Genomic DNA, 16,627 nt, shown 5'->3' with positions numbered 1-16,627 from the left:
TCAGTTCCTTTCGTCGGCAGACGGCCGCCAGGCGGGCGGCTGGGCGGCGACAGGTTCATCGGCCGCAGCACGACCCGGATCTTGCGGCACGGGTTCCGGCTTTATTGTGGGATGGAAAGGATCGGACCAGTCGATATGATCGACGATCCAGTCCGGCACGAAGTCCCAGTCGAAACACAGGTCGTAGCTGTTGGCGACAACGCTCCAGGCCGCCTCGACCGCGCTGGCCCAGCCCACGACGGTCAAGCGCAGGTCAGCCGTGCCGACCGCATTGCAGGTTTGGCGGATGGCCAGCGCCAGGGCGATAGCGTCGGGATCGGAACTGGGATGATCGCGCAATGTCAGCACGGCCTCCCAGAGGCAGGCAGCGGTTTCGAGACTATCCATCAGCATCGCGCGGCTTCGGTTTTCCGCAGCGGGCGCGATCTCAGCCTTTGCGCAGACGCTGCGCGGCCGGACAGCGATCCGTGATGGCTCCGCGGGCCGGGAAGAGACGCCGGTTTTCATGCTGCGGTCTCCTCGGCCGCGGCATGGCGGGCGTCGGCTTCCAGAGCATCGAGGTCGATCGGTAGCGGCTTGCCCGGCTTGTCGGTGATCACCACCACTGAATCCGGCTTGTAGAACTCGCTGCCGATCGTCGAGATACGAATGCGGGCCACCGGCTCGCCAGACCGCACGCGCTCATGTCCTTGCCAATCCATCCGGACGCGGCGGCCATCGGCGGCTATCTCGACGGTCTTGAAGAGGGCATAGTCCCCTTTGGAGTTTTCCGAATAGATCGCCTGCGTCGTCGTATAGATTTCCGCGGGTTTGGCTGCGCCATACTTGCCCTTGCAGGCCGCGACCATCCGCAGATTCCAGACGGCCTGCAATTGCCGGGCCTGTTCGGCGGACGGATTGATCAGCGGCACGGCATCCGGCTTACGCGAAGCACGCCGCGTCTTTTTCTCGGGCACCGTGTAGCCGCACCCCTGCATCAGGTCGCGCCAGTCGCTCTCGCTCAATTCAAGGGTGGATGCCGACGCGATATGCGCCGGAAGCGGGACCGGGCTTTCGAGCCGGAAGACTGCCGCCGCGATCGCGGTGCATTTGGGGCTTTCCGCGCCATGCTCACGAGCGAAGGCCTGGATGATGACCGGGGTCAGTTCGCCATCATAGCGCGGCACGTCGCCCAGCATGGAACGCTCGAATGCGAGCCGGTGCAGGACGTGCTCGATCCAGCGGCCGCGGTTGGGGCCGTTGACGGCGAGCGTTGCCCCGTCGATGCATTGCTGCCGTGCGTCGGCAGGCGTGATCTCGCCCTTGTCGACCTTGTAGTAGAGATCATAGCCTGACCAGAGTTCGCGGGAATCCCTGTTGCCGAGCGCATGGCGGATCTGTTCGTCGGTCGTGATCTCCTCCCAGATCGCCAGCGCCGCATGGGCCCTGTTGATGCCGCGCTGAAGGTCGCGCAGTTCCGCCAGCAGCATCTTGATCCGGTTGGCGCGGACGCGCGGATCACTCTTCCTGCTGGCGTAATGCTCGGCGCTGCTCGCGCGGCCGAGCCAGTAGCCCGCGGCCTTCTCGGCCTTCACGGCCGCTGTCATGGCGGAGTGCATGCGTTCCTGGGTCTTGCGCGCACCGCGCTCGCTATGATGACCGACAAGGATCGGCTGGCCCATATAGAAGGCCTGCGACAGTTCGTCCGCGCGGCGCGCAAAGGCGTTGGCTTGGGCGTGGCGCTTGTCTGCAAGGCCCTCGAGCCGTTCGGCCTTCATCGCGGCGCGCTCGGCCAGGGTCATCTCTTCCGCCTCGATCTCGCCAGCCAGTTCGATGGCCAGGTCCTCGCGTTGCGGCGTCCACCTGGGCGCGACGAACAGCTCCTGTTTCGGAGCCCATTTGAACCCGGCCTCCTTGACCTGTGCATAGGTCTCGGCATCAAGGCGCGATGATGCGTAAATGCGGATCTTGTTGTCCTCGGGGCTGTAGGTTGCGGTAAAGCTGGTCATCGATCGTTTTTTCGAGCGGTCCGCGATCATCAGGTTTCGGGGCAAGGCGGTGCATCTGCGCTCCCCGGAATCACGAAGCCCGGCGCGATGGCCGGGCTTCGTGGAAAACGGGGAATGTTGGTGTCGGATGGGCTATTCGCGCAGGTCTCCTGCGGCTATGTCGCCAATCCAGCTCGAGGCTTCCTCAAAATCAGCGTCGTCGTCTTCGACCAACGCGGCGAGCGCGACCGCCCCGGTGCGGCCGAGCTGGCCGAGGCGCTGAATGGCTGCGTAGAGGATGGGCGCGAGTTGCTCGGCGGTCGCGGTATCGATGTCGGTAGTCGTCATGCAGATGCTCCTTGTGGAAATGGTGGGTGGCAAGGGATGGCCCGCGGCGCGGGCGGCACGACCGGCGCGCCCAACCATTCGCGCCAGGATTTCGGGATGGGCAGCTTCAGGCGCCTTTTCAGGCGAATTCGACGACGACCTCATTCACCGCGGGTTTCCGGCGTTTCGAGCAGCACGACAGCGATCGACGGCTTTTCGGAAGTATCGGCCTTGCGGCTGTCGTAGCGGTGAATCCCCTTCTCCGCGATCGTCAGCATATCGAACACCGGCACCGGCGATCCGTCGCCTCCGGGTACGGTCATCGCCGAATCTCGATATTGGATGTCGATGAAGCGCGGCGGCCCGCCTGTGTGGTATGGCCCGAAATAGAAGGTGACGCGCAGCCCCTCGCTGGTTTTCGCGCTGATGGTGAAGCCGCCGTCCGGAATATCGACCGGCAAGGTCGGAACATGGTTGAAGGTCGCGAAGCCGATGCTTTCCGCATCGGCACGGGTCATGATCGGCAGTTGCGACATGCTCGTCGACGAAGATGGTTTGTCCATGGAATATGGCCTTTCGGAACGGGTGAATACACCGGCTCACCGCCGGGATGATGAGCGCAGAAATCGGCCGGGACCCGGCAGTCGTGCAGACGGTATCCCCAACCGCGGCTAGGAACGCCGAAGCGCTTTCTCGTCTGGCGTCTCGATATGGACATAGCGCCTGCCGCCGCTGCGGCGTTTGCGAATGCGTCCGTCCACGAACGCATCGGCCCATCGTTGCGCTTCGGCCGCACGAGCGCCGCCAGCGCATTCATCGGCCTGCTCGAAGAGCGCATAGGCAAGGGCATATTGTTCGCGCTCCGGAAGGGAGAGCAATATTGTGGCGATCGGCAAGGCGCTCTCGTAGAACTCGAGCACGCGGCAACCCAGACCGCTGTGCATCAGGATAGCAATGCGACCCCTGCTTCCGATACCTGTCGGTCGCGCTATCTGCACATCATGCGATGCATAGGTGATCGAGACGCGGGAGGTTTCGGCTTCACCGCGATGGAAGACGCGATCGTCGCGATGGGCAAGCGGGTGCGCGAGAACCTCATAGCCGTCGAAGTTCTCGACCTTGCGAATGTAGTTATGTCCGATAACGCCCATGGCGGTCACTCCGCTGCCATTTGTGCCGTGGCTCGGCCGTCCGAGGCACTGGCTGCATCGAGGCGGGCTATCCAATCCGGATCGATGCAGGCGTCCTCCACGGCCCAACTGCTGATGGAGGCAGGGACGGGATCGCCATTGTCGCGTGAGACCAGCAGGAGATCATCGGGATCGGCGCCCTCGACATCATAATCGACGACACGCACCGTGATCGGCCTGTCGGCGATGATGCCCTGGACAAGACCGCCATCGAGTTCGATCACGACATTGGCTTCCTGTGGAGTCAGTTCACCGCCGTTGATCCGCATGCAGAGGCCATCGATCTCATCCGAAGTCAGCGGCTCATGCCGACCGAGATTGCTGGCGACATCGTCAAGGTCGGCCCCACAGTGGCATCGCTGGTGGTCACGCAATGCCGCAAGCACGGTCGAGAGTTCCCGATCGTTGAGTGCGAGAACCGTTACCCCCTGGAGGTCGGCCTTTTCGATCCACACATCGCAGCCGGCCGCATCCGCGAGGTCGTCATGGTCCATGTCGCTGATGTCGATGCCGAGCGCGGCGAGGTGACGGCATTGCGCCGCGATCAGCCCCATCTCCCAGCTGCCGACGTCGATCGGCGGCAGGGCCTCGGAATCGAGGTCGGCGCGAAGCTGGTTCACCAACCGGGTCGCGGCAATCCGGGCTTCGCGTTCGCTGGTGTGATAGCTCGTGATTTTGGACGGTTGCGAGAAATGCGTTCCGTTGGCGACGAAAATATCCATGTCGAATTCTCCGGATAGTGAGGATGCGGGATCGGTGCGGGCATCAGGCGGCGCAGCGGGCAGCGTCCTGGGAAAGGCCGAGATCAAAGGCGGTGAGGTCGGCGAACCGCGGCTCGAGGCGGTCGAAAGCAGCCGTCAGATCATCGATGTCGATCCAGGTGAAGGCGTCACCGGGATCGGCATCGAGCTGGAAGACGATGGGTGTGAAGGCCGCGGTCATCTCCGGGAAGCTGGCCTGGATGATCAAGGTTTCGATCCGGCGTCCCAGAGCGGCGATGCGGGAGGCAAGCGCGGCCCGCTCGGCATGCGGCATCGCGTAATAGCGATCGGGCGCCAGCAACGGAGAGATGCGAACGCACGGGAGACGCCCGACATGTTTCGGCCCGACAACCGTGCCGGTCAATGCCCGGCGTTCGGCCGCGACCTTGTCGGCAGGGACCAGCGCGCGATAGACATAGTGCGGCAGCGTCCCCGCGATGCGGGAACGGGTGACGATGATTTCCATGATGATTGTCCTCAGGCGAAGAGCCGGGTTGCAGCGGCGTCCGGTTGGGGAAGATCGAGGTCGCGGCGGATACGTTCGGCGAGCCTAGCGGGCTCGATCAGCTCCGCCACGGAAGCGAAGTGATTGCGGCCGCCGACATAATCCTCGCGGCCTTTGCAGCTACGAAACATCACCTCGTGGCCGGGGCCCATGCAGCCCAGATCGAGCTGGATATAGAGATGGGCGGCGTGAAGAATAATTTCACCCGAGCAGGCGCCCCCAGCCATATTTGAACGAATCTGAAATTCGTTCCGTTGGAGGCCGAGCGCCTCGGCGAGCCGTCGCAGTGCGGCGCGGCCCTCCTGGTGAAAAATGGCCTTCGCCTCGCTGTCATAGTCGACCCCGCGCCGTGCAAGCGTCACCAGGATAGGCGTGCGTTCGGCGGCGCCGACGGCTTCGACGCAGGCACGGCGCAACTCGGTCTGGGGCGGACGGTTCTCGGTTGCTATGTTGCCGAGATGGCGCACCAGCAACAGGACGGCCGGATCACGCTCCACGTCAATATGGTTGCGATGGCACTCGTCGATTGCCTGGATCAGGACATTCAGCCCTCCGGCAAGCGTGGTCAGCGCGGAAGGGTCGAGCGCCTGCTGAAAGCGAAACGCGGCGTCATAGGACATGGGGTTCTGCTCCTGAGACCTGAGCGCATCATCACGCCCGCCTCACTCCTTCCCCCTCCCCTCGATCAGGCCGTCACCATTCGTAGCAGGCGAGCCGATCGGTCGTGGACGCGTCGCGGTCCAGGATCAGATAATTGCAGCCCAGTCCGCGCGCGAACGCCAGCGCACTGACAAGATCGGCCGGGAGATGCCGGCGGCACGGGCGCGCCGACACCGGTCGCGATCACGCGATGGTCACCTGCAGGGGACGCCGCGGTTCGAGATGGTTGCGAACGAAGCCGCGTGTGATGCCCAGTTCGCCGGACGCAACCTTGGCAAGCTGCTCTTCGAACGTGAGCTTGCGGGTCGCGGCGGCATCGCGTGCCGCCCTTGCCTCTGCTCGCCGCGTTTCCTCCCAGTGCGCTTTCGCCTCGTCGAAGGCCATCGTGCCGAGCAGACGCCGGAACGCATAGATCTCCCGAGGCGAAGCTGGAGGCCATGACGAGCTACGCACCGGCGCATGGCGAGCCCGGCCGGGGCGTCTGGGGGGCGGCAACACTTGTCCTTCGCCCGCCAGTTCGGCGGCAAATGCATCCCGAAGACGATAGGCGCTCGATGCGCCGATCACGAGTTCGCGCGCGGCGCGCTGGACGGGCACGTGATCGAGCAGCATCGCGCGCAGAAGGTCTTTCTGCTCATCGGTGACGAAACGGGCGCTCTGGGCATGAACATGCCGGACCCCGGCGGCATCGCATCCGGGGAGCGTTTCTCCCTTGCGGCGCAGGCGCCGCAAAAGCCGGGCCCTGATGCGCGTGCAGCTCGTCCGCGACACGCCGGTGCGATCGGCGATCTTCTGAGTGCCAAGCCCCTGCAGGAAGAGGTCCTCGACCTTTCTGCGCTTCGCCGGCGACAGCTTCACGCCACTATAGGCCTGACCGCCGCCCGGCGGCGGCAGCGGTGCCTTGCCGCGGGCAAGCAGTTCACGGTTATACCGGCGGCGCTGCTCGGATACGCAGGCCGCCGACACGCCAAGACGCAACTGGATGTCGATGCCCTTGTAACCCTTCTTCAAGGCATAGCGCAGCCGCTCGATGCCCTCGGCCGTCAGGCGGCCATGCTGATCGCGCTCTGCGGGACGATATCCACGCCGGACACAAAGGGCGATCGTCACCGCATTGCAGGCGCTGGCTTCGCAGATACCGAAATGTTTGCCGATGGCGCTGAACGACCAGTTCTCGACCTCGCGCAGTCGGATGGCTTCGTCGAGATCCCCGCCACCAAGGCGCGGTCTGGGCGCGGCATTTCTATGGGCTGTCTTCAGGCCGAGCTTGTGGGCCTTGACCTGCAAGGCATGGATGCTTCGGCCCGGCAGCCGCTGCGCAACGCTATGCCCTTCGGCCGGATACCAGGCGCGCAGCGTAGCGATTTCCTGCGCCGTCCATGGCGCGGATCTGGGAGTGGTCATGGGGAACGTCTCCGAAGAAGGGAGAGCCCACGCCGCGCAAAACCGGGGTGTGGTGGTCCGTGGCCCATTTGGACACACGCGCCTGCTCCCTTCCCTACTTCCCCCTTCACTCCCTATGGCCGCACGGGGCGGGGGAGATTGCTCGGCCGCGTTCGCCGTCGCGATGTTCGCCATCGCCCTGAGCGGCCACCTTGCGCGAAAGGCTGTCGGCATCTCCGTGCGGTTTTACCTTGCGACCGCCATCCCCTGGAAACCTGGTCGAGCAATGGCCGGGTAAGCCAGTGTCGCGATGGCAATCTCCCCTTTCCTCACATGGATTTCAGGAAAAGATTTCGGATAGTGGGAACGCGGATGGCGGTTTTCTGAAACCGGCAGGAGACTGTGCCGCCGCATCGCCAAACCGAGGACGGACGGAAAGCCCAAGCGTTTACGGCGCGCCTCGAACGAGTTGCAAATCCAGGGACAGCCGCTCCGCTACCTCCTTCCGGTTCAGCCCGAGCCTGCGAGCAATCTGGCTGATGGTGAGGCCGTTCAGCCGATGGAGATAGAGCACGCGCTCGGTGAAATGGGGCAGCGTCTCGATCATATCCCATATCTCGCCGTCCTGCTCCGGATCGGCGTGCGTGCCCATCGTCCTTTCCATGATTGCCTGCAGTGCGATCGCGCCTTCGTCGTCATGGTGCGCGACCATGATGGCCAGCACCTGCTCCATCATTTCCAACGCGCGATCCCGCTCCGGGCCGGCTGCGATGATGTTCGAATGCCGCATGATTCACCTCCAGGTGCCAGAGGCCAGCAGCATAGGTCGCCTATAACATGTCCGCACGTGCAACTGTTTTCAAATCGCAAACTATCTTGGGAATTTTCTTACCAGAGGCTTGTGCGGACAGCGCCTCCTCATCGGACATTTTAAGCGAATGATCTGAACGGATCGCTTGCCGCCTATCTGTCAAGCCCGCGCCATGTATTCCCGGTTCGTGAACGAACGTGGGGCGTATCTCAAATTTCCGGGGCCTCGGCTCGGATGTCATCATACGAATGGCCCCGATGCGGCATTCACGTCGAACGCGAATGCAATTGACCGGTGTATCGCGCACCAGGCGCCTACAATTGACCCGCTGATCTCAATTCACGTTCAAGTGTCGCAAAAGGCAATATGAGGGTCAGCGGTTTGTCGTGCAGTGTTATGGCGCCATAGCTGGCATACCATGCGGCAGCCCGCTCGTTCTTGGCGTCGATGATCAGCATCACCCCGCCGACTTCTGCCGCGACGCGAATGCATCTGCGGCCGATGGCGCCAAGAAGTTGCCCCCCAAGCCCGTTCCCCTGCACCCGAATATCGGTTGCAAGCCGCGCGAGCCGGAAACCGGGCACTTCATGCCTGGCGAGGCCCCGCCTCGCAAGTTCGGGCGTGTCGGCATGGTCCATGCTGCCAGGAGCGATGCTGTAGAAACCGAGAATCGTCTTGTTGTCGGTGTCGTCGACGGCAAGGAACGTCTTGGCCCCGCCCAGCTCATGGCTTTGCCGGGCATAGCGCCGCAAGAAGATGTTCAGATCATTGTCACCGCAGTCGAAGGAAGCTCGGTCATGCGCTTTTGCGATCGCGTCCTCGTGCCAGGACGGAAGTCTCATGCGAGCTTGGGCATCGCGGCGATGGCAGCGCGCAATTTTGCATTCGCCGGAGGGGGATTTTCGAGCAGATCGAGAACGAGCAGGCTGTCCCGTTCGCTCAGCTTGGTCCGCTCCGCCTCTTCGATTACGCTCTCGGCCTCGCGCAGCGCCGAACCGGTGACAAAGGTCGTCAGATCGGTATGTCTGAGCGCCGCCGCCCGGGCGAGCAAAGCCTTTTGCTCCGGTCGTATGCGCAGGCTCATGCGCCTATTGTCTTCCACCACAGCTCGCGGCATTGCACGCCTCCGTTTGTACAGTTTCAATTAGTACATGATCGAATAGTGCCCCGTCAAGAATGTACGCCTTGAAAGCGCACAATGGAAATTGGCCAGCCCAGGGTGAGCCCATCTCAATCCCTTTCCATGGCTCAAGCAGCTGGTGCCGACCGACACGACCGCTATTGTCGCATTGCCAACGTCGCCAGGAGTGCGCGCGGAATCGTCCCGTCCAATGGTCGAGACCGTCATGCCGCTTGCGGAGCCGCACTTTCGTTGCCGAAAGGCGGTGCCAAGGTTGCGTCCTCGTCATTCCCCGGCTCGAATTCGCCCTTCGTCGTCGCCAGATCGGCCTCCAGTTCCGCGAGTTCCCGCAGCTTGTCTTCCAGCAAGGCTGCATCGGGAAATTCCTGGCCGAGACGCGCCTCGAAAGCCGGAAGGCGCCGCTCGTTCGCTTCGAGATCGGCCTGGACGGCCGCAAGATCAGCGTCGAGATTGAGAATGGAGGATTCGAGCCGGCCCAACGCCGTGGTCCATCGCGTCCTGTCGGATACTTCGAACGCATTGCGCTCGCCGTGGTGCAGTGCCGCGACGGACGTGCGGATACCGCGCTCGCCATCATCGTCGACAGCCTCGTAGCCTGAGAGCTCCACATCGATGCCGTTGACGGTGCCGAGCAACTGGCGTGCCCGGCCGCCGTGCAGCCGCAACTCGAAGGCCTGCCGCAGGATGCGTTCGCCGGCGGCCTTGCGGTCGGTGACCATGGTGCCGCCGCAATCGAACAGAACCTCGTCGTGACGCGGAAGAACCCGGCGCGCGATATCGGCTTCCAGCTTCGCGATCAGACTGGAGCCGTCGATGATGGCGTCCGCGGTTCGCTTGATGGTCCTGCGGATATTATACTGGTCGTCGATATGCGCGTCGCGCAGGCGCTCGAGCCTTGCGACCTCGGCATCGAGCCCAGCCTTGCGCATCAGGCGATCGTCGCCGGACGCCAGCGCCTTTGCGAGCGCGAACTGATTGACGTTGGAGCCGACATCCTCGATCCGGCGAATGGAGCGATCACCCGACATCGCCATGTTGATGAAGCGGGCTTTTCTTTCGAGCATCTGCCAGTTGGTCGCGTCCATCGAGCCACTGGTCGCGTAGCCGTATAGCTCGATTTCGTCGTTCTGGTTGCCCTGGCGCTCGATCCGGCCTTCGCGCTGCTCGATATCGGAGGGTATCCAGGGAACATCGAGATGATGCAGGGCCTTGAGGCGTTGCTGCGCGTTGACGCCCGTTCCCATGGTGGGCTTGGACCCGATGAGGATGCGCTTGCGCCCCTGATTGAGGTCGTTGAACAGGCGCTGCTTCGCGCTGTTCTTCTTGTAATGCTGCATGAAGGCGATCTGATCGGCCGGTATGCCCATCTCGATCAGCTGCTCGCGGATCCAGACATAGGCGGAGAAGCCGCGTGTCTCGATGGCGTTCTCGGTGCCGAGATCGGAGAAGATCATCTGCACGGCGCCGGGCAGCGGATAAGGTCGCCCGGTTTCCGGATCGGTGTAGCGATTGCCGCTCGTATCGCGCCAGATACTGTAGACATTCTCGATCAGGAGATTGAGCTTGTTGCCCTCCTCGTTCCCCATCATGGGATCGACGAAGCGGAGATCGATCGCCGAATGCCGCCCGTCGGTAATCACCGAAAGGAGGATATCATCGCCCTTCTGGGGGCGCCCGCTGCGGTTCTCGATCGCCTTGATGCGTCCGGCGAGCACCTTCTGATAGGCCTTGAAGGGCGCCCCGGACTGGGCGACGATGATCTTGCGCTTGCCGCCCTTGATGGTGGGCAGCCGGACATATTGGCGCAAATCGTCCTTGAGCACGACGTCGGCGACGCTACGATACATCGCCATCAAGTCGGCGACGTTGACGAATTCGCAGAAGCGCGTGACCGGCTTGTAGCTGCCGCTCGGCTGGAGTTCGAGTTCGGTGCGTGTGTCGCCGAAGTTCGCGGCCCAGGCGTCGAACTCATGCAAGCCCTTGGCCTGTAGCTCATCGGGCTGCATGAAGCGCTGCAGCGTATACATTTCGCCCAGCGTGTTGGTAATGGGCGTGCCCGACGACAGGATCAGTTCGCGGCCGGGATTGATGCCGGCAAGGTATCGACCCTTGACGAACAGATCCCATGCCCGCTGCGAGCCGGCCGGGTCGACGCCCTTGAGGTCGCCAAGATTGGTCGCAAAGGTGAGCTTGCGAAACTGCTGGGCCTCGTCGACCAGGATCTGGTCGATGCCGATCTCGCCGATATGGACAAGGTCGTCCTTGCGGGACTGCAGATTCTCAAGCCGCCGCTGGAGCCCCTCCTTGAGGCGCTCGACCCGCTTGCGCGAGACGCGATCGTCATTGTCGATGCCCGCGATCAGCCCCTCGTAGCTGGCGAGTTGGTCTTCGATCAGCTGCTTTTCGAAGGCTGCCGGGGTGGGGATGAACTTGAACGCATCATGGGTGATGATGATCGCATCCCAGTTGCCGGTCGCCGCGCGGGCCAGGAACCGCCGCCGCTTCTCCTTGATGAAGTTCGTGTCGTCGGCGACCAGGATGCGCGCGGTGGGATAGAGCATCAGGAACTCACGCGCGATCTGCGCGAGGCAATGATTGGGCACCGCCATCATCGGCTTGTTGGCAAGGCCGAGACGGCGTTGCTCCATCACGGCGGCGCACAGGCTGAAGGTTTTGCCCGCGCCGACGCTATGGGCGACATAGGTCGAGCCTGCGGCGACGATCCGCCAGACGACGCGCTTCTGGTGATCGCGCATCTGGATGGCGGTCGACGCGCCGGGCAGCGTCAGATGCTTGCCGTTGAAGGTCCGGGGAACGAGGTTGTTATAGGCGTCGTTGTAGATGCGGACCAGGCGATCAGCGCGTTCGCTGTCCTGCCAGACCCAGGTCTCGAAGGTCGACTTGATCTTCGCAAGCTTCTCTTTCGCGGCTTCGGTGTCGGTGACATTGAGCTCGCGGCGCTCCGAACCGTCAGCTTCGCGGTGAACATCGTAGATCTTGGGGATATGAGAATTGAGGGCATCTTCGAGCAGGTCGGCCGCGCCTCGGCGCGCCGTGCCCCAGGTCGAGGTGGAACTGACATGTCCCGCGAACGGGGCCTTGTCGACAGTCCAGCTCGCAATATCGACGGTATGAAAGATGGTGGTCTCGACCTCCATGATTTCCACGACGAAGGTTTCGATGACCCTGGTAGGAATCCAGGGCGCGCCGAGACGCGCAGTGATCTCGCTGGGTTTGAGGTCGACCGGCTGGACCGCTTCGAGCGCGATGGCGACGGCATGAAAGCGCGGATCGGTTTCGGCCTTCTCGCGGGCAAGGGCGAGCTTGGTCCGCACGGGGCCTGAAAGGGCCTCGTCCGCGGTGACCCAGTGGTCGAAGTGGGGCGTGGTGCGGACGGGGTCCAGATAGATATCGTCGGCAAGGTCCGCGAGCGCCTCGGCTTGCGCGACGCCGAGCAGGCCGGCGATCAACGGGAGATCGACGCGGCCGCGCTCGTGGAGCGACACCGCCAGCGCATCCTGCGCCGAGCGGATTTCATGGGCGACCGGCGGCTTGACGACACGTTCGGTGAAGATCGCGCCCGGCGTGCCGGTATCGCTCGCCTCGTCATAGGCCTCGATCGACGCGACCAGCCAGACGTCGGGATCGTCGAGGAAGGGCTGGAGGTTCGGGCGACGCTGATATTCCTTCTCGGCGCCGGTGTCGGGATCCGTGCGGATGCTGGTGATCGTCCGGTTGATCGGGCCGTACTTCCTGGTGAACTGCCTGTAGTGCGTGAGCAGCTTTTCCTGGGACGCGGCATAGGGCTGGTCGTTCAGCTGCGCCCGCAGGATCGCGCGCACCGCATCGCGGATCGGGATCAGCGCCTTGATGATGCTCGCGTGCTTGACAAACAGGCCAGTGGTGCCACGCCCCGATTTGACGTCGACGATGGCCGGCATCCCGTCGACGATCTGGTGCAGGACACCGCCGGAAACGAGATAGCTGCCTTCCTTGAACTCGGCTTCATCGGCAGCGGTCCCGATCTCAATGTCGAGCGACACGTCGACCCGGTCACGCAGCGACGTCGTGCGATGGACGGGGCGGCAGGCGCCTTCGTATCGGGATGCGATTGCCGACAGGGTGGTCGTGAGAGCTTGCCCGATGTCGACACCCGGCTCGGCGGCGCAGGTATAGTCCATGCCGAACTGGCCGCTTTTCCATTCATGAGCCCCAAGCACATGAGCGGGATTGTCGAGGAAATAGCGGTTGATCCGCAGCGGTCCCTCACCCTCGTCGCTATCGGGAACATCGGCCAGATCGATCCAATTGTGTCCGGGCCGGAGGAGATCAGGCTCGCGCTTGCGGAAGAGCAGGATATCGACGACGACGTCGGTGCCCGCTTCCTGCCGCATGGCCCGGCCGGGAAGGCGCACCGCACCCAGGAAATCCGCGATGCCGTCGATATGGCCGCGGGCCTTGGGATCGCTCTTGTCGAGCGAATAGCGCGAGGTCACGAACAGGGCGACGCCGCCCGGCCGAAGGTGCTCCAGCGATTTCGCGATGAAGAAATCGTGGAGCGACAGCCCGAGCCGGCCGAGGCTGGTCTTGTTCTGGATGCTGAGGTTCGAGAATGGGGGATTGCCGATAGCGAGGTCGAAGTCGCGCGGCAGCGACGCCTTGTCGAAATCGATGCAGCGGATGATCTGACCCGGATAGAGCGCGCTCGCGACGCGGGCGGTGACGGGATCGTTCTCGATACCGACGAACAGCGTGTCACTGGCCAGCCAGTCGGGCCGCAGCCCCATGAAGAGACCGCTGCCGCATCCGGGTTCCAGAACCTGGCCCCCGGTGAAGCCGAGGATGCGGGCGGCGTCCCACATGGCGCGGACGATATATTCGGGCGTATAGTGAGCATATTGCGTCGCGCGCTTGAGCGACTGAAGTTCGGCATCGGTCGTTTCGGCGGCAAGGCCGTGCCCCAGTTCCTCCCAGCCATCGCGGAATGTGCCCGCGCGATCGGCGAAGATGTTGTTCGCAAGCTCGGAGGCGCCGAAGCCGATGAACTTCGCGATGGCCTCCTGCTCGGCCGGCGTTGCTCCTCGTTGTTCGCGGTCCAGCAGGTTCAGCAGCCGGATCGCCTCGACATTGTCTTGCGCGCGGCCCTTCCACGAGGACGCCAGCATCCGCCCGGCGGCGAAGGAGAAATCGATGGGTTCGACCGGGGGCTGACCGGCAAGCACCTCCGCCGGCGCCAGCGAGAAGAGCGTAGGCTCGCAATGCTGGGAGATGATCGCTGCATCGGGCGCGACAGCGGGCGCCGGGTCGGGCGGCCTGACCGGCTGATCGAAGTCGAGGCATAGCTGGAGAGCCAGCGCGGATGCACTGTTTCGCATGGAATGCTTCCTTTTTGATGGGTTCGCGGGCGCAGCGCGGCGGCCCACAAGCTTGTCAGGCTGGTCGAAGATCAGGGTGTGACGGGGAGCCCTGGATCTGACCTCGTCTCAGGCCTCAGGTCATCCGAGGCGAAGCGAAGCGGCATATTGGCGCAGCAGATCGGCCATCGCGGTTCGGGCATGCGCCTTGTTGCCGATCACGATCTCGGGCTGGAGTTCGCGGCCGAGCGGCGTGCGGTATCCGAGCGCCAACCTGCCGCTTATGTCCTCAACGACTATACGATGGCCGCGGGGCAGCGCCGGGCCGGCATAGCGCGCGGTGAAATCCCCGAGGCGGCCCGACAGCCCGGCGGCCATCCTGGACCATCGGATATGTCCGGCGGCAAATTGATCGCCGGGCGCTCGGCCTCGTGCGAGCCAGAGGCGGAACTGGGCTCGCTGTTGCAGCACCGAATTGCGCGTGCGCTCCATCGTTCGTGCGAGCGGGAGGATATCGGCGTCCGCATCGAGCCGTTCGAGTTCAGTGGGGTCCACGACGACGAGAATATCGGAATAGTCGCCTTGGCGCAGAGCCTGGCGCGTCACCGTCGCGTCGGCCGGCGCGGGCCCGGACGAGAGCGAAAAGGGGCGGAGCCCGGTTTCGGCGCTGACGGCATAAAGCGCGATAGCTTCGTGTCCGGATCGTTCGCGTAGCATGGCCAGGATGCCGATTGTGCCCGTCGCGAGTTCAGTCGCGCCGAGCAGAAGGACGCGGCGATGCCAGGATGCCGGTGCCGGGACGTCGGTGGGGTACGACCACTCGCTGGGGAGCGGCCGTCCCGGCTGCGCATTCTCGGTGCGATTGGGCTCGGAGGGTGTGGCAGCGAAAGCTCGACGGGCGACGTCGAAAATGTCGTCGGGTTGGCCGCCGCCATCCAAAAATCCCTGGCGGTAGGCAGGTCGCCGGACATCGGGATCACCCAGTCGTGGCGGTGACGGCGGCCTGGATTCCCATCCCGCCCGGGCAGCGTAGAGTCCGTCGGCGTAGGCAACGGCAGCATCCCAGCCATAGCCATGCACGTCACGACCATGGAGGATCGCGGGGTTTCGGCTGTCGGTGCTGCCCTGGGCGATCTGGCGCTCGATGCAGGCAAAGTTCGCGGCCACGCGCTGGCGCTCGGTTTCCTGGGCGATCGCTTCGTTGAGGGGACGAAGCGCCTGAACCCGCTCGCGGGAACGCGCCATGCGGGCGTCGAGGGGCGCATCGTTCGGCAGGTCGGGGAAACGGCGCCAGGCATCGGCCAACGCATGGGCGTGATGAGCCGGACGGCCGCGCGCCATCCAGCATCCCGCATCGGCGGGATCGAAACTGTCGGTCATGACGATCTCCGGCCTGGAATGTCAGCGGCTGGCGAGAAGCAGGTCGAGCGCGCGCGCGAACACCTCGTCGCCAGCGTCGTTGACGATGACCGCGGCGGGATTGGTGGCGCGCACGGCGCGGGCGACCGCTTGCGGAGCGGATATTGCAATATCCGGCCACTCTCGATTGTGAGAAGGTTAGTGCGTAAAAGGCGCTTTAGGCGCCGGGACTCGAGTTCGCGCGCGAGAAGGTCGGCTACCTCGATCTCGAGATCATGGTCGCAGCCGAGATTTTCATCCAGGGTGCGCACCGGCCGGTTGGCCTTGAGCCAGGCATCGACCTCGGCCACGGTCCACCGGCCAACCTGGTGATAGAAGTCCGCTCCGCCCGTTCCCTGGTTTCGGGCATGAAAGGCGAGTTCGCCTTCGATCCAGACTTCCGCCGAGAAAGCCGCGGTTTCCTGCGATAGCGCGGCGCTGTAGGAGATACGCCGTAGTTCGATTTGCATGGGGATTCTCCAGACTGCTCCATCATGCGGAGCACCCTCCCCTGTTCCCTCTCCCCCTTTCTAGGCGCAGCCCGGACTGTCGCCCGCGCCGCAAGGCCGGTATTCGGCATCGTAAGAGCAGCTGTTCTCGAATTCGGGATCGTCGGTTTCATCGACCAGATAGCCGGTGACCTCTTCAGCCGGCTCCGCCTCCAGCACACCAGCGGCGTTCGGAAGGAGACGAACGGGGAATATCCCGCGTCCGACGATCGCGTCAGCCCGCAACATCGCGCCCGCATGATCCTCGGCGGTCACCGCGACCTTGACCCTGATCGTCGTATAGACATGGACGTGAAACCCTCTCATGCCGGGAGCTCCGACCAGCCACCGGCGTCGCTGATCCAAACCATTCCGAGCGCCCGGAGCGGCATTTCCATGCAATCACTGGTCTCAGCGAGGGGATCGCGCACGAACACGCTGCCGCGGTCGTTGGCACGCTGCGGGGCGCGTCCGCCGAGCACCATCAAATCGTTGGCCCCACCCGGCATGGGGACGATATCCCCCGGCCTGACCTTGGCGGCCAGCACCCGGCCAATGGTATAATGAAGGGTCCAGCCCCTCTGGGAAAGTGACGCCATGTTTGGTCTCCTTGTGTAAATTTGCGAAGGCGCGATTCTCCCG

At 63.8% G+C, this 16,627-nt stretch carries 18 protein-coding genes; all 18 read right to left on the bottom strand.

The genetic code is table 11. From position 1 onward, the window contains the following. Positions 1-507, bottom strand: coding sequence for a hypothetical protein (locus EGO55_RS20760; protein WP_021688176.1), 507 nt, complete (start codon positions 505-507; stop codon positions 1-3). Then, complete coding sequence (locus tag EGO55_RS16985; protein ID WP_226949047.1) at positions 504-2,018, bottom strand: DUF3560 domain-containing protein; 1,515 nt, start codon at positions 2,016-2,018, stop codon at positions 504-506. Before EGO55_RS16985 ends, EGO55_RS20760 begins: the two co-directional genes overlap by 4 nt. Positions 2,019-2,120: 102 nt before the next feature. Continuing rightward, positions 2,121-2,315, bottom strand: a complete 195-nt coding sequence (locus tag EGO55_RS16980; RefSeq protein WP_021688178.1) for a hypothetical protein — start codon at positions 2,313-2,315, stop codon at positions 2,121-2,123. 140 nt (positions 2,316-2,455) lie between these two features. Then, positions 2,456-2,857, bottom strand: a complete 402-nt coding sequence (locus EGO55_RS16975) for a hypothetical protein (protein WP_021688179.1) — start codon at positions 2,855-2,857, stop codon at positions 2,456-2,458. A 108-nt stretch (positions 2,858-2,965) separates the two neighbouring features. Continuing rightward, positions 2,966-3,445, bottom strand: coding sequence for a hypothetical protein (locus tag EGO55_RS16970; protein WP_021688180.1), 480 nt, complete (start codon positions 3,443-3,445; stop codon positions 2,966-2,968). 5 nt (positions 3,446-3,450) lie between these two features. Next, the gene (locus EGO55_RS16965) at positions 3,451-4,206 is read right to left on the bottom strand and encodes a hypothetical protein (protein ID WP_021688181.1); all 756 of its coding nucleotides are present in this window, start codon (positions 4,204-4,206) and stop codon (positions 3,451-3,453) included. A 43-nt stretch (positions 4,207-4,249) separates the two neighbouring features. Next, positions 4,250-4,711 (bottom strand): hypothetical protein, encoded by a 462-nt coding sequence (locus tag EGO55_RS16960; protein ID WP_021688182.1) that lies wholly within the window; start codon positions 4,709-4,711, stop codon positions 4,250-4,252. Positions 4,712-4,722: 11 nt separating this feature from the next. Continuing rightward, positions 4,723-5,370, bottom strand: a complete 648-nt coding sequence (locus EGO55_RS16955; RefSeq protein ID WP_021688183.1) for a hypothetical protein — start codon at positions 5,368-5,370, stop codon at positions 4,723-4,725. Positions 5,371-5,443: 73 nt separating this feature from the next. Next, positions 5,444-5,584, bottom strand: a complete 141-nt coding sequence (locus tag EGO55_RS21815) for a DUF5983 family protein (protein ID WP_157034366.1) — start codon at positions 5,582-5,584, stop codon at positions 5,444-5,446. A gap of 9 nt (positions 5,585-5,593) precedes the next feature. Further along, positions 5,594-6,814 carry a hypothetical protein gene (locus EGO55_RS16950; RefSeq protein ID WP_021688184.1) on the bottom strand — a complete coding sequence of 407 codons (1,221 nt, stop codon included), beginning with the start codon at positions 6,812-6,814 and terminating at the stop codon, positions 5,594-5,596. 427 nt (positions 6,815-7,241) lie between these two features. Continuing rightward, positions 7,242-7,583: a sigma factor-like helix-turn-helix DNA-binding protein gene (locus EGO55_RS16945; protein WP_021688185.1), complete on the bottom strand. Its 342-nt coding sequence runs from the start codon at positions 7,581-7,583 to the stop codon at positions 7,242-7,244. Positions 7,584-7,918: 335 nt separating this feature from the next. After that, positions 7,919-8,446, bottom strand: a complete 528-nt coding sequence (locus tag EGO55_RS16940) for a hypothetical protein (protein WP_030090520.1) — start codon at positions 8,444-8,446, stop codon at positions 7,919-7,921. After that, positions 8,443-8,688: a type II toxin-antitoxin system TacA family antitoxin gene (locus EGO55_RS16935; RefSeq protein ID WP_021688187.1), complete on the bottom strand. Its 246-nt coding sequence runs from the start codon at positions 8,686-8,688 to the stop codon at positions 8,443-8,445. Before EGO55_RS16935 ends, EGO55_RS16940 begins: the two co-directional genes overlap by 4 nt. Positions 8,689-8,948: 260 nt before the next feature. Beyond that, a complete protein-coding gene (locus tag EGO55_RS16930) occupies positions 8,949-14,120 on the bottom strand; it encodes a helicase (protein WP_021688188.1) in 5,172 nt (1,723 codons plus the stop codon). A 120-nt stretch (positions 14,121-14,240) separates the two neighbouring features. Then, entirely contained in the window at positions 14,241-15,479 is a 1,239-nt protein-coding gene (locus EGO55_RS16925; RefSeq protein ID WP_021688189.1) for a hypothetical protein, read from the bottom strand. Beyond that, positions 15,476-15,967: a hypothetical protein gene (locus EGO55_RS16920; protein WP_021688190.1), complete on the bottom strand. Its 492-nt coding sequence runs from the start codon at positions 15,965-15,967 to the stop codon at positions 15,476-15,478. Before EGO55_RS16920 ends, EGO55_RS16925 begins: the two co-directional genes overlap by 4 nt. A 60-nt stretch (positions 15,968-16,027) precedes the next feature. Then, on the bottom strand, positions 16,028-16,312 hold the full coding sequence (locus EGO55_RS16915) for a hypothetical protein (RefSeq protein ID WP_021688191.1): 285 nt from the start codon (positions 16,310-16,312) through the stop codon (positions 16,028-16,030). After that, positions 16,309-16,584, bottom strand: coding sequence for a hypothetical protein (locus EGO55_RS16910; protein WP_013846907.1), 276 nt, complete (start codon positions 16,582-16,584; stop codon positions 16,309-16,311). Before EGO55_RS16910 ends, EGO55_RS16915 begins: the two co-directional genes overlap by 4 nt. Positions 16,585-16,627: the final 43 nt, after the last annotated feature.

The sequence above is a fragment of the Caenibius tardaugens NBRC 16725 genome (genome assembly GCF_003860345.1).
Lineage (GTDB): Bacteria > Pseudomonadota > Alphaproteobacteria > Sphingomonadales > Sphingomonadaceae > Caenibius > Caenibius tardaugens.
This window is presented reverse-complemented; position numbering and strand designations above follow the sequence as displayed.

What these genes read in the sequence shown, in the direction of transcription:
- EGO55_RS16975 (WP_021688179.1), bottom strand. Translation starts at nt 2,857, where the DNA reads ATGGACAAACCATCTTCGTCGACGAGCATGTCGCAACTGCCGATCATG.
- EGO55_RS16915 (WP_021688191.1), bottom strand. Translation starts at nt 16,312, where the DNA reads ATGAGAGGGTTTCACGTCCATGTCTATACGACGATCAGGGTCAAGGTC.
- EGO55_RS16965 (WP_021688181.1), bottom strand. Translation starts at nt 4,206, where the DNA reads ATGGATATTTTCGTCGCCAACGGAACGCATTTCTCGCAACCGTCCAAA.
- EGO55_RS16940 (WP_030090520.1), bottom strand. Translation starts at nt 8,446, where the DNA reads ATGAGACTTCCGTCCTGGCACGAGGACGCGATCGCAAAAGCGCATGAC.
- EGO55_RS16910 (WP_013846907.1), bottom strand. Translation starts at nt 16,584, where the DNA reads ATGGCGTCACTTTCCCAGAGGGGCTGGACCCTTCATTATACCATTGGC.
- EGO55_RS16980 (WP_021688178.1), bottom strand. Translation starts at nt 2,315, where the DNA reads ATGACGACTACCGACATCGATACCGCGACCGCCGAGCAACTCGCGCCC.
- EGO55_RS16930 (WP_021688188.1), bottom strand. Translation starts at nt 14,120, where the DNA reads ATGCGAAACAGTGCATCCGCGCTGGCTCTCCAGCTATGCCTCGACTTC.
- EGO55_RS16985 (WP_226949047.1), bottom strand. Translation starts at nt 2,018, where the DNA reads ATGATCGCGGACCGCTCGAAAAAACGATCGATGACCAGCTTTACCGCA.
- EGO55_RS16920 (WP_021688190.1), bottom strand. Translation starts at nt 15,967, where the DNA reads ATGCAAATCGAACTACGGCGTATCTCCTACAGCGCCGCGCTATCGCAG.
- EGO55_RS16945 (WP_021688185.1), bottom strand. Translation starts at nt 7,583, where the DNA reads ATGCGGCATTCGAACATCATCGCAGCCGGCCCGGAGCGGGATCGCGCG.
- EGO55_RS16925 (WP_021688189.1), bottom strand. Translation starts at nt 15,479, where the DNA reads ATGACCGACAGTTTCGATCCCGCCGATGCGGGATGCTGGATGGCGCGC.
- EGO55_RS16955 (WP_021688183.1), bottom strand. Translation starts at nt 5,370, where the DNA reads ATGTCCTATGACGCCGCGTTTCGCTTTCAGCAGGCGCTCGACCCTTCC.
- EGO55_RS16970 (WP_021688180.1), bottom strand. Translation starts at nt 3,445, where the DNA reads ATGGGCGTTATCGGACATAACTACATTCGCAAGGTCGAGAACTTCGAC.
- EGO55_RS16935 (WP_021688187.1), bottom strand. Translation starts at nt 8,688, where the DNA reads ATGAGCCTGCGCATACGACCGGAGCAAAAGGCTTTGCTCGCCCGGGCG.
- EGO55_RS16960 (WP_021688182.1), bottom strand. Translation starts at nt 4,711, where the DNA reads ATGGAAATCATCGTCACCCGTTCCCGCATCGCGGGGACGCTGCCGCAC.
- EGO55_RS16950 (WP_021688184.1), bottom strand. Translation starts at nt 6,814, where the DNA reads ATGACCACTCCCAGATCCGCGCCATGGACGGCGCAGGAAATCGCTACG.
- EGO55_RS20760 (WP_021688176.1), bottom strand. Translation starts at nt 507, where the DNA reads ATGAAAACCGGCGTCTCTTCCCGGCCCGCGGAGCCATCACGGATCGCT.